Below are 15,167 nucleotides of genomic sequence, written 5' to 3' on the forward strand. Positions count from 1 at the left end.
TTATCTTCCCCATCTCAGGACCATCGGGTCCAGCGGTTTCAAAAGGTCTATCAACCGGTCGCGAATGGCCGGTTGCAGCGGGTCGATCGGATGGCGGCAGAAGTCCGAGCCGATGACGCCCCCTTCGACCATCGCGGCCTTGCAGGATTGCCAGCCGCATTGGCGGTTTTCATGGTTGATCACCATCGCGACACGGCCATAGGCGGCGGTTGCCTCGTCCACGCGGCCCGCAAGGTGATGCGTGATTACCGGCTTGATCTGGTCGACAATCATGCCCGAGGTCATCGACCCCGTGGCCCCCGCATCCAGATCGGCCAGCAGGGTGATGCCTTCTTCGCCATCAAAGGGCGCTTCAATCGCGTCGCCGCCTTCGGCGATCAGCGCCCGCAGCTTGTTGGCCGCGCGGGGGCATTCGATCTTGAACAGCTTCACCATCTCGATCTCTTGCGCCATGCGCACCAGCAGGGGTACCGGCAGATCGACGCCAGACAAGGGCGCATCTTGCACCATGATCGGGATGCCGACCTGACCCACGGCAGCTAACTGATCATAGGTCTGCTGCGCGTTCCCCTTCAGCAGCGCCCCGTGATAGGGCGGCATCATCATCACGATGTCCGCGCCCAAGTCCTTGGCGAATTGCGCCCGTTCCACCGCGATCTGGGTGGCGAAATGGCTGATCGTCACGATCATCGGCACACGGCCCGCGACATGCTCAAGGCTCAGCCGGGTCAGGATCGCGCGTTCCTCGTCCGAGATCAGGAACTGTTCCGAGAAATTGGCCAGCACGCAGATGCCATCCGCGCCCTGATCGATCAGGCAATCCAGAACGCGCTTCATGCCCTCAAGGTCAAGCGATCCATCATCGTGGAACGGTGTCGGCGCAACGGGCCAGATACCGGTATAGGTCATGGATTACTCCGTAATCTCAAAGTGTTTCAGGTGTTTGTCCGTGATCTCGATCCCCAGACCGGGCTTGGTGTCGTCCAGATCAAGGAACCCGTCCACAGCCTCGGGGTCGCCTTCGAAGATGTAGTAGAACAGCTCATTGCCGACCTCGACATCGAAGACGGGGAAGTATTCGCTGATCATGCAATTCGCGTTGGCCATGGTCAGGTGATAGTTGTGCATCTGGCCTGCATGGGGGATCACGGGCACCTGAAACGCCTCGGCAATCGCATTGATCTTTTGCGCGGCGGTGATGCCGCCCACGCGGTTGGTGTCATATTGCAGGACGGAAACGGCCTTTTTCTCGATCAGGTCCTTGCAGCCGATGATCGAGAATTCGTGCTCCCCGCCCGAAATCGGGATGATGTTCATCGCGTTCAGCTCGCGGTAGCCCTCGACATCATCGGCGATCACAGGCTCTTCCAGCCAGCGGGGTTCGTATTTGACCAGCTTGGGCAGCATCCGCTTGGTGTAATCGAGGTTCCAGCCCATGTAGCATTCAACCATCAGATCGACGTCATAGCCGATGACCTCGCGCACCGCTTCAACCCGTTTGAGGTTCTCGCGCATCCCCGCCATGCCGTCCTTGGGCCCCCAGCCGAACCGCATCTTGTAGGCGGAATAGCCGTTCTTTTGCGCCTCGGCGGCCTCGGCCTGCATCACGTCGACGGGGCCGGAATAGAGCTTGGAGTAATAGACCGGGATCTTCTCTTTGGTGCGCCCGCCCAACAGTTTGAACACCGGTTTGCCCGCCAGCTTGCCCATCAGGTCCCAGATCGCCAGATCAACAGCGGAAATCGCGATCATCCCGATCCCCTTGCGCCCCCAGGCATGGCTGCGGCGGTACATCTTTTCCCACAGGTAAGCGTAGTCGAACGGGTCCTCGCCGATCACCAGCGGGGCAAACCATTCGTCGATGGCCGCTTTGACGACCGAGGGCGCGAGGGCCGCGTTGCCGATGCCGACGGTGCCGTCCTCGGTCTCGATCTCGCAGGTCAGCCATTGGTGGAAGCGGAAGGACGACATCGCATCGCCCTTTTCATAGAGCGCGTCCGAGGCATTGGTGCAGAAATTGCCGGTGGGCGGAACGGTCGGTCCGGTCCAGTTCCAGACGCGGGTGCGTACGGATTTGATCTTGGTCATCTTTGTCCTCTCAGTCCGCGCCGCGATCAGCGCGATGTGTTTTCGCCATACGCACCAGCAGATCAAACGCCTGCCGTGTCGCGCCCGGATTGGCCTTGTTCTGTCCGGCGATATCAAAGGCGGTGCCATGGGCCGGGGTGGCGACCGGGATGGGCAACCCCCCCGCAACGGTCACGCCGCGTTCAAACCCCATCAGCTTGATCGCGATCTGGCCCTGGTCGTGATACATGGTCACAACCGCGTCGACTTCGCCCCGCTGCGCCTTGAGGAACACCGTGTCCGAGGGCCATGGCCCCGTCACATTCATCTGTTTTTCCTGCGCTTTGCGCACGGCGGGTTCCAGAATATCGATCTCTTCCCGACCAAACTTGCCGTTGTCCCCGGCATGAGGGTTCAGCGCCGCCACCGCGATGTTCGGGCGCGCCTTGCCCGCCTTGCGCAGCGTATCATTGGCCAGGTTAACCGCCTTCAATATCCCCTCTTCGGTGATATTAGCCGCCACATCCTTAAGCCCGATATGCGAGGTCACGCGGGTCGTCATCAGCTCATCCAGAACGTTGAGTTCCGAGTGATAGCCGGTGTGCCCCATATACCGCGCCATATAGCGGTGCTCATCCTCGGCATTCAGCCCGGCTGCAGTCATCGCGGCCTTGTTGAAGGGACCGAACAGGATGCCATCGACCTGTCCCGCCATCGCCAGATGCATCGCCTTGTCGAGACAGCGCAGGGATGTCGTGCCGCCCTCGACTGTAACTTCGGCGATCTGCACGTCCTCTGGCGCGATTGTGTCGAGTTCCAGATGCGTCAGGCCTGGCTGGTCGGCCACCGCGTCCACGGTGTTCAGCGGCACATCCAGTCCGGCCTGTTCCGCGCCGCGCTGCCAGAGGTGACTGTCGCCCACCAGCACGATATCGGCTGCGTCCTGCACGCCGTCCTGATTGAGCAGCTTGGCGATCAACTCTGGCCCGATCCCCGACGGGTCGCCGGGGACGATGGCGATACGAGGTTTGGTCATGCCACGCCCTCCCAATGTTTGGAAAATCCATCGGGCAGGATGACCATCACGTCCGGCTCTTTGCCCGTGTCAAAGGTCTGCACCACCTCGAACGTATCGAGGTTGAACCGCTGCACCTGCTCGCAATCGATGGCGATATAGGCGAATGCGGCCTCATCATCGATACACAGCGCCAGCGGGTTGGCCGGCGTTTTCTGGTCGTGCAGCATCTCACCTGTTGCTTCGTCGAACACCGAAAACGACCCGCCGAAATGGTTCATGGTTACCAGCCGGTTGCGTTTGCCGTCATAGTAAATACGGCAAGGATCGTCCGGCGTTGGGAACGTGCGCTCGATCTCAAGCGTGTCGGTGTTGATCACCGCCACCGTGTTGGAAATCCGCTGCGAGGTATAGAGCGTCCGCACCTCTTCGCGCAGGCACCGCCCCTCGGGCTTTTGCCCGGTCTTGATCGAGATCGGTGTGACCCCGGCATCATACGGGTTGAACACCGTCACATCGCCCGAGGTCAGGTTCATCGAATAGGCCGTGTGCCCATCCTTGGTCAGCGCAAACAGATGGCATTTGGTGCCGCCGGTGGGCGTGATGTGATCCCACCCCTGATCGAAGGCGCGCGGGTTTTCCTTGACCAGCAGATGCCCGGTCCATTCCGACAACACATATAGCCGCCCCTGCCCGTCCAGCCCGATCCCATGCGGGCGGCGGTGGTCGCCCAGATCATAGGTGTGCACGATTTCCTGCTTGCGGATATCGATCACGATGACCGAGCGGCCTTCCAGCCCTTCTATGCCCGAGTTCTGCACCCCGTAATGCCCGACATAGGCATAGTGAAACTCATCATCGACCACGAATTCATGGGGGAAATGCGGCAAATCCAAACGCCCCTGCCGGGCGCCCGTTTCAATATCGTACCAGCTTACGCAATGGCTGCATTTTTCAATCAGCATCATGGATTGCGCCATTCGATCTCCCTCCGGTGGTCGTCTTCAATTGGGGTCCGTGACCGGCCACTCGCCAGCCGGTCACGGAAAGGGGTATCAGCGCTCGAGCGCGCCAACGCCCGAGAAGCGGAACGCTTCCTGTTCCAGCGCGTTCAACTCATCCGCGCTCATCTGATCATGGGCCACCGTGATGCGGCCAAGGAAGACAAAGGGCAGTTCGTCCTGACGGCCCTCAAGATGCGCCTTGATCGCTTCGGCCGTGGCCGCGCCCACATCATCGCCCATGCGCATCGGCGTCGCGTCCAACTCACCCCGGCGGATGGCTTCCAGTTCAAGCCCGGTGCCGCCCCAACCGGTTGAGAACACGTCTTTCTCTTTGCCGACGGCGACCTGCGCCTCGACCGAGCCCATGGCCATTGCGGTGTTGGCGTTATGGATGATCGTGGCCTCAGGATACGCCTGCAGGATCAGGCTGGTGCCTTCAAAACCGCCTTCGCGCTGGTACTCACCGTAATGTTCATAAACGGTGGTCCAGTTACCTTTCTCTTCCACGCAGGCCTTGAAATCGCCCGAGCGCTGATCGTCGGTGATGCCCGGAATACCCCGGTTCATCGCCATGGTTACGTCGTTGCCCAGACGTTCCAGCATGTAGTCGCACATGGTCAGCGCACCGGCGGCGGAACTGAAATCGAACCACGCATCGGGCTGGTTCTTCAGATCCTTGGGCGGCGTGTGGAAGGCCCAGACAAAGGTGGCAAAGCCATCATTACCCGCCATTTTGTCAATATTGTCCGCCTGAATCGCCAGTTCTGACGGCCCGAAGATCACGAAGTCATACAGATCGGAATCCTGCACCACCTGATTGGCATAGGTCGATTGCAGGCTGTGTTCGATCTGACGGCTGGCGAATTCTGTGGTCTCGTATTCGATGCCCAACTCTTCCAGCCGTTTTGTCATCGCCAGATAGTTGCGCGCCCAGAAATCCGAGGTATCCGCCGACGGATAGATCAGCGCGATCTGCAGTGGGCCGTCCTGTGTGCCGCTGTATTTCACCGCCTCGGCCCCGGTTGTCGCCTGCAGCGCTTCCAGCTTGCCGTCGGCGTTCACCTCGCCCGGAACCCAGTAGTCGCGGTCTTCGATGCCCGGCAACTCTTTCAGGGGCAGGTTGCCCTCGGCCCAGGCCGCTGCGGCACACAGGCAAAACGCGCTTGTCGTCAGTAGTGCTTTGTTCAATTGTTTCACGGTAAGTCCTCCCTTTCGCGAATAAGTGGGGTCTTGCAGGTGCGTCGGGGCTCCTATCCCCCGGCGCACCACTTCGTTGCCTTAGCCGCTTGGCGCAGGCTCGGTTGCCAGTCCCGCCCCGAGGGCCAGCAACAGGATCAGTGCGCCGATCAGCGCGGCTGAAAAACGGATGAGTTTGCGGGCTTCTTTGCTGCGCAACCCGGCCAGCAGGCCATGCGCCCCGTCCCGGTCCTTTTTCTGCATCCAGGTGTACAGAGCGACCGAACTGACGATCACCACGCCCGAGGCGACGGATTGCCAGAAGAACTCGATCCGCAGGGTCACCAGTGCATTGATCATCATCGACAGCAGCAGTACCCCGGCCAATGAGCCCAGCATCGAGGCGCGCCCGCCGAACAGGGACGTACCGCCTACAACCACCGCCGCGATGACGTGCAGGTTGAAATAGGGGGCCGAGGTCGCCTGAATCGCGTTCAGCTTACCGGTCAGCATCACGCCCGCCATCGCCGCCGCTGCGCCCATCAGCACATAGGCGTAGATCTTGTGGCGGTCGACCGCGACGCCGGTCATCTCACTGGCCTCGGGGTTGGACCCGATGGCAATGGTGTAGCGCCCGAAATAGGTGCGGGTCAGGACCACATAGCCAATGGCCATGGTGATCAGACCCAGAACAACCGGCACCGGGATAAAGCCGGGGATCTGGCCGCGCCCGATCTCGGTAATCAGTTCCGGGAAACGGGCCAGCACCAGACCTTTGGCAATCACCAGCGCCAGACCGCGATAGACAAGGTCCATCGCCAGCGTGCCGATCAGGTCCGGCACCTTGAACCGGGTGATGACCAGACCGTTGATCAGGCCCATGATCGCGCCCATCAGAATGGCCAGCGGCACTGCGATCCAGGCCGGAAAGCCGTATTGCTTGACCAGAAAGGCCATCAGAATGGCCGACAGCGCAGCGACCGAGCCAATCGACAGATCAATGCCGCGTTGGGTGATGACAAAGGTCATCGCCATCGCCATCGGCATATAAAGCGCCGCGTCCAGCAGGATCAGGTTGAGGTTGGTCAGGCGGAAATACCGCGCCGGTTCGGCAATGCCCATGAAGATCAGGATCGCGAGGATCATGACCATGGGGCCAATAAAGGCCAGATAAGGTTCCAGACGGTCCATCAGTGTCTTGTCGGGATGCGTGGTTGTTGCAGACATCTTGTTACTCCTCACGCAGCCGCATCCTGGGCACCTACGATCAGGCCCAGAACATCCTGCACGGAACTTTCCGCTGTTTTGACAACACCAACGGCACGGCCACGACGTTGCACATGAATGCGATCCGACACTTCGAACACGTCATCCAGCGAGTGCGAGATCAGGATCACCGCCAGCCCCTGCTCGCGCAGCGCCTTGATCAGTTTCAGCGTCCGCGCTGTCTCCTGCGGGCCCAAGGCCGCAGTGGGTTCATCCATCACCAGCAGGCGCAGGTCTTCGTGATAGACCGCGCGCGAAATAGCCACCGCCTGACGCTGACCGCCCGACAGGCTTTCGGTCATCACATCCATTGACCGCAAGCGCACGCCCAGGCGTTCTTCCAGCACCCGCGCGGCCTCGATCTTCATGCGTTTGTTGTCCAGAAACGGGATGCCGAAAAAGCTGTTGGTCAATTCGTTACCAAGAAACATATTGGCGGCAGGCGACAGGTGGTCGGCCAGCGCAAGTGTCTGATAAACAGCATCAATCCCGTTTGCGATGGCGTCCGAATGGCTGGACATCTCCAGCGGTTGGCCGTCTAGCAGTATCCGGCCTTCGGTCGGCTGATGCACCCCGGTCAAGATCTTGATCAGCGTAGATTTCCCGGCCCCGTTGTCGCCGACGATGGCCAGAACCTCGCCCGCATAAGCGGTCAGGTCCACATCCTGCAGCGCCGTCACACCGCCAAAGCGCTTTGTTATACCTTGCATTTGAACCAATGGCGTGTCGCTCATGGTTTCCTCCTCTGCGCATAGCTCCGCCAGGGCGGTCAATCGACCGCTCGCAGGTTCTTGCACGTTTTCATTCCTGCCGAATGCGGCCCCTTTTTCAGGGGCCGCCCGTGGGCTTACTTGCCCCAGATTTTCGAATAGGCCTCGCGGTACGGGCTGTCGGGGTCGAACTGGTTGGTATCGCCCAGCTTGGCCAGCCCTGCCTCGGTCACCAGCGCGGGCGAGGTGATATAGCCCGAGCATGCCTCGCCCTGAATGGCGCGGTTCAGCTCATCCACCAGTTGCCAGCCCTGCAGGTTCAGCGGCTCGGCCACGGTGATGGTCTGATAGTTGCCGCTGCGGATACGCTGGAACGCAGCCTCAGAGCCATCGCCTGCCGACCCCGCCTGCGGGCCATCCTCGGACGAGATGCCAGCGGCGGCCAGTGCCGGACCCATGAAGTCGAAATAAAGATCATTGATCGCCAGCGCATGCGTCCACTGATCGCCGTATTTCTGCAACAGGCTGGTGGTCAGCGGTCCCATCCGGGCCGAGGTATCGGCGATGGGCGTGTCGACATATTCCAGCACCGTGCCGCCTGCGGCCTCGATGGTTTCCTTGATGCGGTCGGCCTTGTCGATGGCGATCTGATAGGTCGAGTCGGTGAAGATGATCGCACCGACCCCGTCACCGCCATCCTCCATAGCCCATTCAGCGGCGACCTCGGACACGGTCATCGCATCGGTCGAGACATTGGCAAAGATACCGCCCGGCGCATCGCAGCCGATCTTGGGGCCCGAATGCCAGGCGACAATCGGGATGCCTGCGGCCACCACGCCTTCCAGCGCGGCCTGCTGTTCGACGGCGTCAAAGCCATTGATGATGACGCCGTCAGGCTGCAAGGCCAGCGCCTGACCAATCGCCCCGGTGCGACCCTGGATCGAGCCTGCACCGTCCAGCACGCGGACCTCCCAGCCTATGGTGTCCACGGCCTCTTCCACGCCGTTGGTCACGCCCAGAATACCGCCGTTCTTCAGGTCGGCAGCGACGACGACAATCGATTTACCCTCGGCCGCGGTTGGTCCTGCGGTGGGCCCGTCAAAAGCGGTCTCGGCCATTGCTGGCATCCCCAGACCGGTCAGAAGGGCAGCGGCGGATACCGCCATGAACGTCCGTTTCAGCATAATCTCCTCCCTTATGCTTTTACTTGCTGGCGCCCTTGCGCCGCTGGGCGTAACCGGCAATGCCGATTGCGATCAGAAGCGTGACACCGTTGAACATCGGCTCGACCCAGAAGGACCCACCGAATTGTTGAATGCCCGAGATACCGACAGCCAGGATCGCGACACCCACGACTGTTCCCCAGACATTCACACGTCCCGGCTTGATGGTGGTGGACCCCAGAAAGGCCCCGACCAAAGCAGGCAACAGGAATTCCAAACCGACCGAGGCTTGCCCGATCCGAAGTTTCGACGCCAGAAGCACCCCGGCAAAGGCGGTGATCAGGCCAGATGACATGAAAGCTCCGATAACGAATTTGCGCGTCGGGATACCGTTCAGCTGCGCGGCGCGCTGGTTCGCGCCAATCGCATAGAGGTATCGACCGATGGGCGTGTATTCCAGGATCAGCCACATGGCGACCGTGATCCCCAGCACATAGAACCCGGTGATCGGCAGGCCGAAGACAAAGGTGCCGTTGATGGCATAGAAGCTTTCGGGCAGTGCGCCCACCATCTGACGGCCACCGGTGTGCCACAGGGCCAGCGCGTACAGAACCGTGCCGGTGCCCAGCGTGGCGATGAAGCTGTCGATCTTGGCGACCTCGACCAGCAGCCCGTTCAGGAAGCCGGTCAACAGACCCAGCGACAGCACGATGGCCACGGCGATGGGCCACGGAATGCCGAACATGGTCTGCAGGGAAATCGCCAGAATGTGCCACAACACGATGCCATAGCCCACCGTCAGGTCGATGCGGCCCGCCGCCATCGGGATCATCGCCCCCAGCGACAACAGTGCGATGATCGCCTTGTCCGAGATGATCGCCCGCAGGTTCAGCATCGTCGGAAAGGTGTTGGGCAGCAGGATTGAGAACAGGATGATCAGGAACGCCGTCAGCAGAACCAGACCATAGACCGGCAGAAATCGCAGAATGCGCGTTTTCAGCGAGGCGTTTTTCAACTCGGCCTTGGTGGGTTCCAGCGCGTTGGATTCAAGCGATTGCATATCTCAGTTCCTTAACTCGCAACGGCGTTCGAGGCCGAGGCAGCCTGTATGAGGTTTTCTGTGGTCAGTTCCGTGCCCGACAATTCGCTCACGATCTGGCCCTGGCTAAACACGATGGCGCGGTGGCAGATGGCGGCGACCTCTTCGAAATCGGTCGATACGACGATAATGCCCACGCCCTCTTCCATGGCGCGGTTCAGCAGGGCATAGATTTCGGCCTTGGCCCCCACATCCACGCCTGCGGTCGGGTCTTCGCAGATCAGCAGCTTGCGCTTTGTTTCCAGCCAACGCCCGATCACGACCTTTTGCTGGTTTCCGCCCGACAGGCTTTCGATGGCCATGCTCTGGTCATTGGGCGACAGGGCGACCCCCTTGCCGATCCGGGCCGCGCTTTCGGTTTCCGCGCGGGTGCTCATGAAAGACAGAAGCGACCGCCCGATGGCCGCCGGGTTCAGAAACGTGTTCTCGCGAATGGTCAACGACATGGCCACCGATTCCTCGGTCCGGTCGCGCGCCACCAGGCCAATGCCCGAGGCCATGGCCGTCTGCGGCGACGACAGATCGGGGCTTTCGCCGTGCAACGTGATCTCGCCATCGAACATCTCGGACCCGAACAGCGCGCGCGAGACATGTTCGTGCCCCGCTCCGCGCAGGCCCACCAGACCCACGATCTCATGCGCCTGCAGCTGAAAGCCGACGTTATGTGCGGCCTCCATATTCAGGCCGGACACCTGCAAAATCGTGTCGCCCGGCGGCTTGTCGGGTTTCACCACCTGCCGCGTCTTGCGGCCAACAATCATGTAAACCAGTTCCTCGGGCGTGGTGTGGTCGATGCTGCGCAGCCCGACCATCTCACCATCGCGCAACACGGCAACGCGATCCGCGATCCGGAAAATCTCATCCAGACGGTGCGAGACATAGATCATGCCGACCCCCTGTTCCTTGAGGGGGCGCAGCGCCTCGAACAGCCGTTCGACCTCATCGGCGGGCAATGAGGCCGTGGGTTCGTCCAGAACCAGATAGTCGCAATCCACCGCCAGCGCCCGCGCGATGGCAACCAGCGACTTTTCGGTCCGCGACAGGTCCTGCACCCGTGTGGTCGGGTCGAATTCACACCCGACTTTGTCCAGCGCCCGCTGCGCAAAGCCTTCGACCGATTTCCAGTTGATCAGGCCACCCTTGCGCGAATAACCCAGCGCCAGCGCGATGTTTTCAGCCACGGTCATCCATTCGATCATGCCCAGATCCTGATGGATAAAGGCCACCGACTGGCGCTCGCCGAACCCTCCGGGACGGTGCTCATAGGGCCGTCCATCGATCAGAACGCGCCCCTCATCCGCCTTGTGGATACCGCCGAGGATCTTGATCAGAGTCGATTTGCCCGCGCCGTTTTCGCCCAGAAGTGCCACGATTTCACCGCGCTCAACGTTCAGGGACACATCGCGCAGGGCATAGGTGCCGCCAAAATGCTTCTTTATCCCGTCAAAGAACAGATTGTTGTGCGCAGTGGCCGGCACGGCGGTCTCCTCCCAGGTCGGGGTCCCTCTGCTGCTCCTCAACAACGTATTGAGTTACCCGTAACGTTACGTTAGCATTCTCCTAGGCCAATCAGATGTCAATAAAAAAGAGTTACCCGTAACGTAAATGAGCAGCGATCCGGATAAATCAAATAAGAACAATAAGATAAGCCTTGCCGAGGTTGCCAAGGCTGCAGGCGTTTCCAAGATGACGGCCAGCCGGGTGTTGCGGGACGAGGGTGGTTTTTCCGAAAAAACCCGCGCCAAGGTCATGGCCGAGGTCGAGCGGTTGGGCTACCTGCCGAATCGTCTGGCGACGGTGTTTGCGGGTGACAAGAAATCGACCTTTGTCGGGGTCAGCATTCCCGAATTGGGCAACGAAATCTTCGCGCAGGTTCTGGAAGGCATCGACCGGAAACTGGGCGCGTTCGGGCATCAGACGGTGCTGGGCCTGACCGAGCACGAAATCGACCATGAAGAGAAATGGATCGAAACCGTGCTGTCCTGGCAACCGGCGGGGCTGATCGTCACCGGCAGATCGCACAGCCCGAAAGCCATCCAGATGCTGCGCGGCGCGGGTATTCCGCTGGTCGAAATCTGGGATTTCAACTCCAGCCCTTTGGATATGTGCGTCGGCCTGAACCATTTTGACAGCGGCTACAGCATGGGCCGTTATCTGGCCGGGATGGACTATCGCAAATTTGGCTATGTGGGCACATCGCACGACGTAGCGAACGCGGCAACCGCCCGTCTTCAGGGGTTCTCGAAAGCGATCGAAGACGCGAAGGGGCGGCTTGAGAAGCAATTGCTTCTGAAGGACACTCCGGGCTTTTACACCGGGTTTTATGGCACCGAACAGTTATTGGCAGCCCATCGCGATGTCGAAGTCATTTTCTACCAGAATGACAATATGGCCATCGGCGGGTTGCACTATTCGCAGAAGATCGGGTTAAGCGTGCCTGATGACATCGGAATTGCGGGATGGGGCGATTTACCGATTTCGGCGATACAACCCTATCGGCTGACGTCAATTGCAGTGCCTCATCTGAAAATCGGCCAGATCGCGGCGGAGATGGTCCTGGCACAAATTAATGGTGAGCCGACAAAGTCTGCAAAGGACGTGGGATTCCGGCTGATCCCGGGAAGTACCGTCAGGAAAACCACGCCGAATGGATAAGTGGCGCGCAAAATCGAAGCGGCCCAAGGAGTGTGCGCCAATCACCCACGTTCGGGTCTAACCGGCCATTGACGTGCTGCCTTGTGCCCGACTGCAACTAAGCTTCAAGACCCTTCTTTCGTGACGACAACGGCGAATTCGGGGTTCTGGTCCGCGAACGCGCCGCCTGCGACATCTCCACAAAGTTGATCCACCTTGAAACCGGCCTCTGCCACTTCTTCGGTCAGGCGTTCCGGGCTGAAATTTTGCAACCAGTTATAGACCGTCTGGGCCTTACTGTGCTCTGGGAAGATGTTGTATTTGTCCAGCACGACCGCTTCGGCGTCATATTTGAACGTGTTGACGAAGGCGTAATAGTCTTCCGCATGCCAAAAATGGTCGAGTTGGTTTTTCTCGCACAGGCTTGCTTCCTCGCGGTCTGCATAGGCCGCCATTGAATAAACATCGAAGAGAACCGCACCGCCATCGCCAAGACATTCGCGCCAAATGGTCAGCAGTTGCTGCCGTTGCGCCGGGCTTAGCGCGCAATAGTCGCACATGATCATGGTGATAAGATCAAACCGCGCGTCTGTACTGAATTCCAGATAGTTACCGCGAACATAGTCGATGTCTTGCCCTGCATGACGGGCCTGCTTTCGGGCGTATTCAATCGAGTTGTATGAGAAATCGATGCCCGTAACCCGCGCACCTGACCGCGCCAGCCGAGAGGTATACAAGCCCGGCCCACAGCCAAAGTCGCATACGGATTTTCCAGGGCCAAGACCGAAGCGGTTTGTGATCCACTCGGACGAGTGTTCCAGGAACTGCGCATTCCGGGACGAAACATCTATCGCACCGTTCAAATGAAACCGCAGCATCTGCCCTGAGCGGTGTTCATCCGACCAAAGCGCCTCGGCGGTATAAACGCTGAAGGGCTCAGGCCGCTTGAATATCTCTTCGAGTTTTCCGAACACGTGTTGATACCTTCCTGGTAACACCGCTGTTTTTGGTCAAAGACCGCATCCATCCGAAACCACAGAAAACCATTCAGGAAAAGTGGGGGCTTGGAAAGAGCCGGGCTTTGGCACGCTCAGAACAGCGCCAGTCTAAACGCACGTCGCACCCTCACATCAAAGAGTAAACCTGCGGTGATGCTTCGCAGCAAGGCCAGCGCCCACGAAGGCGCTGATACCGGTAATGATATGTCTTCTGTTCGTCACAGCTCTTTCGATCTGCCTTTGGGGATGCCCCAGGTTTGGCGTCCGCCCGTCCGAAGTGATGATTGAGCAAGCTTGCCGCAGCCTAGCGCAGCATCCGACAGCTTGTCTATCAGCGGGCAGACACTCAGATGCCCGGTGTGCCCGTGACCAACAAAGGCTGGCGCGGGGCATTCTGATCGGACGCAAAAGGTTCGCCGGAACGCGAAACCGTCGGCAAAAATCTGCCTCCAGCGTCAACTCCGTTCGCATTCTCTGACGGCAGCACGTATTCCTGACTGGGAACCAACAGCGAGGAAAGCGTCTTGGCAGCTACAGTGATTCAGGAAGACCTGACGATTCAAGGTGACATGGTTGCCAATGACGGAGCGATCTCTGTCGCTGGCACCGTGACGGGCGACATCGAAGCTAAATCCGTTGAAGTTCTGGCACCGGGAACCGTTAAGGGCCACGTTCAGGCCGGGGATGTCAAAATCGCGGGCAGCGTTGAAGGCAGCGTAAAATGCCGCGCTTTGGCGTTGGAGGAAAAGTGCGCGTTGAAGGCGGACGTGACGGCCGGAACCATGACCGTAAGTTCAGGGGCCAAGATCAGCGGTCGGGTGGAAGCCAGCGGCTGTTAGTGCGCGCGCCCGTCGCATGATCAAGAAACGCCGGATGACCTCAATCATGTTTCGCACATGCCAGACGACATGCGTCTAAAGGCATCCGCATGACCGACCGTTCGAAACAGGAAGATCAGTCCCACGCAAAAGCGCGCCGCGCACGCGGAGAGTTCGTGCGTGGCGTCAGCGGTTTCAGAAACGCAATCGGCGATCCGGATTTCCCGGCTGAGTCCGGACGCTATCACCTGTTTGTCGCCCTGAACTGTCCCTGGTGTCACCGCGTGACCTTGGCCCGCAATGTGCTGGGCTTGCAGCACGGCATCTCGATGGACGTGCTTTTTCCGAACCGCACGGGCGAGGACGATCCTGACGGCCCCAATCACTGGCAGTTCGCACCTGACAAAGTGGCAGCGCTGACCGGCACCGCCTTGCCGGAATGCACGGCTGAAACCGGCACAGGTCAGGGTTTCAGGCTGGTCCGGGACATCTACCGCGCAGAAGGCGCGGAGGAACGTTCGGTTCCGATACTCTACGACAAAAAGACAAACCGCATCGTCAACAACGAAAGCGCCGAGATCATTCGCACGCTGGATGCCCATGCCACCGCATTGGGCCGTTCGAAAACCGAACCCTTGCGGCCGAGGCTCTACCCCGACGATCCGACCCTTCGACGTGAGATCGACGCGCTGAACGAACGGATCTACGTCACCATCAACAATGGCGCATACAAAGCCGGGTTTTCCTCGGATCAGGCGGTCTATTCCAACGCGTTCACCGCATATTTTGAAGCTCTGTCCTGGCTTGAAGCGCATCTTGCCAAAGATGAACGCCCGTTTCTGACCGGCAAGACCTTTACCGAAGCCGACCTGCGCCTTTTTCCGACGTTGTATCGGCATGATCCGGTCTACTATCTGCGTATGAAGCTGAACGGTGCCAGGGTCCTTGACTACCCCCACCTGTGGCGCTGGTTGTGCCGTGTTCACAGCCTTCCCGGCGTTGCTCAGAGCAGCTCTCTGGACCATTGCCGGCAGGGGTATTTCGGGCGCAGCTGGAACGGCGTCATACCCTTGGGTCCTTTCGAGCCCATGGAATATCCCCAAGCCTATGCGCATCCGGAATTGGCAATGCGCGACCGAAATACACCCGATTAGTCTTGTTGGGACCTGTAGAATGGCAGTTCAGGGCGCGCAGGACCTTAGCGCGCACGTGAATTT

Annotated in this window: 14 protein-coding genes; 3 read left to right on the forward strand and 11 right to left on the reverse strand. The window is 59.7% G+C overall.

The genetic code is table 11. The features are described from left to right. The 10 genes from ACR0JN_RS21045 to ACR0JN_RS21090 all read right to left on the reverse strand — a co-directional run bounded on the left by ACR0JN_RS21045 (position 1) and on the right by ACR0JN_RS21090 (position 10,978). Positions 1-909, reverse strand: coding sequence for a dihydrodipicolinate synthase family protein (locus ACR0JN_RS21045; RefSeq protein ID WP_480888444.1), 909 nt, complete (start codon positions 907-909; stop codon positions 1-3). Between the two features lie 3 nt (positions 910-912). After that, positions 913-2,088, reverse strand: a complete 1,176-nt coding sequence (locus ACR0JN_RS21050) for an L-rhamnonate dehydratase (RefSeq protein ID WP_480888445.1) — start codon at positions 2,086-2,088, stop codon at positions 913-915. Positions 2,089-2,098: 10 nt separating this feature from the next. Continuing rightward, entirely contained in the window at positions 2,099-3,103 is a 1,005-nt protein-coding gene (locus ACR0JN_RS21055) for a 4-hydroxythreonine-4-phosphate dehydrogenase PdxA (protein ID WP_480888446.1), read from the reverse strand. After that, positions 3,100-4,062 carry a YncE family protein gene (locus ACR0JN_RS21060; RefSeq protein WP_480888447.1) on the reverse strand — a complete coding sequence of 321 codons (963 nt, stop codon included), beginning with the start codon at positions 4,060-4,062 and terminating at the stop codon, positions 3,100-3,102. Before ACR0JN_RS21060 ends, ACR0JN_RS21055 begins: the two co-directional genes overlap by 4 nt. 75 nt (positions 4,063-4,137) lie before the next feature. Then, positions 4,138-5,283: a substrate-binding domain-containing protein gene (locus ACR0JN_RS21065; protein WP_480818931.1), complete on the reverse strand. Its 1,146-nt coding sequence runs from the start codon at positions 5,281-5,283 to the stop codon at positions 4,138-4,140. Positions 5,284-5,364: 81 nt separating this feature from the next. Further along, a complete protein-coding gene (locus tag ACR0JN_RS21070) occupies positions 5,365-6,489 on the reverse strand; it encodes an ABC transporter permease (RefSeq protein ID WP_480888448.1) in 1,125 nt (374 codons plus the stop codon). Positions 6,490-6,500: 11 nt separating this feature from the next. Beyond that, positions 6,501-7,262, reverse strand: a complete 762-nt coding sequence (locus ACR0JN_RS21075) for an ATP-binding cassette domain-containing protein (protein WP_480888449.1) — start codon at positions 7,260-7,262, stop codon at positions 6,501-6,503. A 113-nt stretch (positions 7,263-7,375) separates the two neighbouring features. Continuing rightward, positions 7,376-8,422: a substrate-binding domain-containing protein gene (locus ACR0JN_RS21080; protein WP_480888450.1), complete on the reverse strand. Its 1,047-nt coding sequence runs from the start codon at positions 8,420-8,422 to the stop codon at positions 7,376-7,378. Positions 8,423-8,441: 19 nt separating this feature from the next. Beyond that, a complete protein-coding gene (locus ACR0JN_RS21085) occupies positions 8,442-9,461 on the reverse strand; it encodes an ABC transporter permease (protein ID WP_480818935.1) in 1,020 nt (339 codons plus the stop codon). Between the two features lie 11 nt (positions 9,462-9,472). After that, entirely contained in the window at positions 9,473-10,978 is a 1,506-nt protein-coding gene (locus tag ACR0JN_RS21090) for a sugar ABC transporter ATP-binding protein (RefSeq protein WP_480888451.1), read from the reverse strand. Between the two features lie 127 nt (positions 10,979-11,105). Between ACR0JN_RS21090 and ACR0JN_RS21095 the strand changes: the two genes are divergently transcribed. Further along, positions 11,106-12,155 carry a LacI family DNA-binding transcriptional regulator gene (locus tag ACR0JN_RS21095; protein WP_480888453.1) on the forward strand — a complete coding sequence of 350 codons (1,050 nt, stop codon included), beginning with the start codon at positions 11,106-11,108 and terminating at the stop codon, positions 12,153-12,155. A gap of 104 nt (positions 12,156-12,259) precedes the next feature. Here the strand turns inward: ACR0JN_RS21095 and ACR0JN_RS21100 are convergent, their stop codons facing one another. Next, positions 12,260-13,108, reverse strand: coding sequence for a class I SAM-dependent methyltransferase (locus tag ACR0JN_RS21100; RefSeq protein WP_480888454.1), 849 nt, complete (start codon positions 13,106-13,108; stop codon positions 12,260-12,262). Positions 13,109-13,656: 548 nt separating this feature from the next. Between ACR0JN_RS21100 and ACR0JN_RS21105 the strand changes: the two genes are divergently transcribed. Together ACR0JN_RS21105 and ACR0JN_RS21110 are read left to right on the forward strand one after the other, a co-directional pair. Further along, a complete protein-coding gene (locus tag ACR0JN_RS21105; protein ID WP_480888455.1) occupies positions 13,657-13,971 on the forward strand; it encodes a bactofilin family protein in 315 nt (104 codons plus the stop codon). A gap of 89 nt (positions 13,972-14,060) precedes the next feature. Beyond that, complete coding sequence (locus ACR0JN_RS21110) at positions 14,061-15,104, forward strand: glutathione S-transferase C-terminal domain-containing protein (RefSeq protein WP_480888456.1); 1,044 nt, start codon at positions 14,061-14,063, stop codon at positions 15,102-15,104. The last annotated feature ends 63 nt before the right edge of the window (positions 15,105-15,167 follow it).

Source organism: Ruegeria sp. G12 (assembly GCF_056533565.1).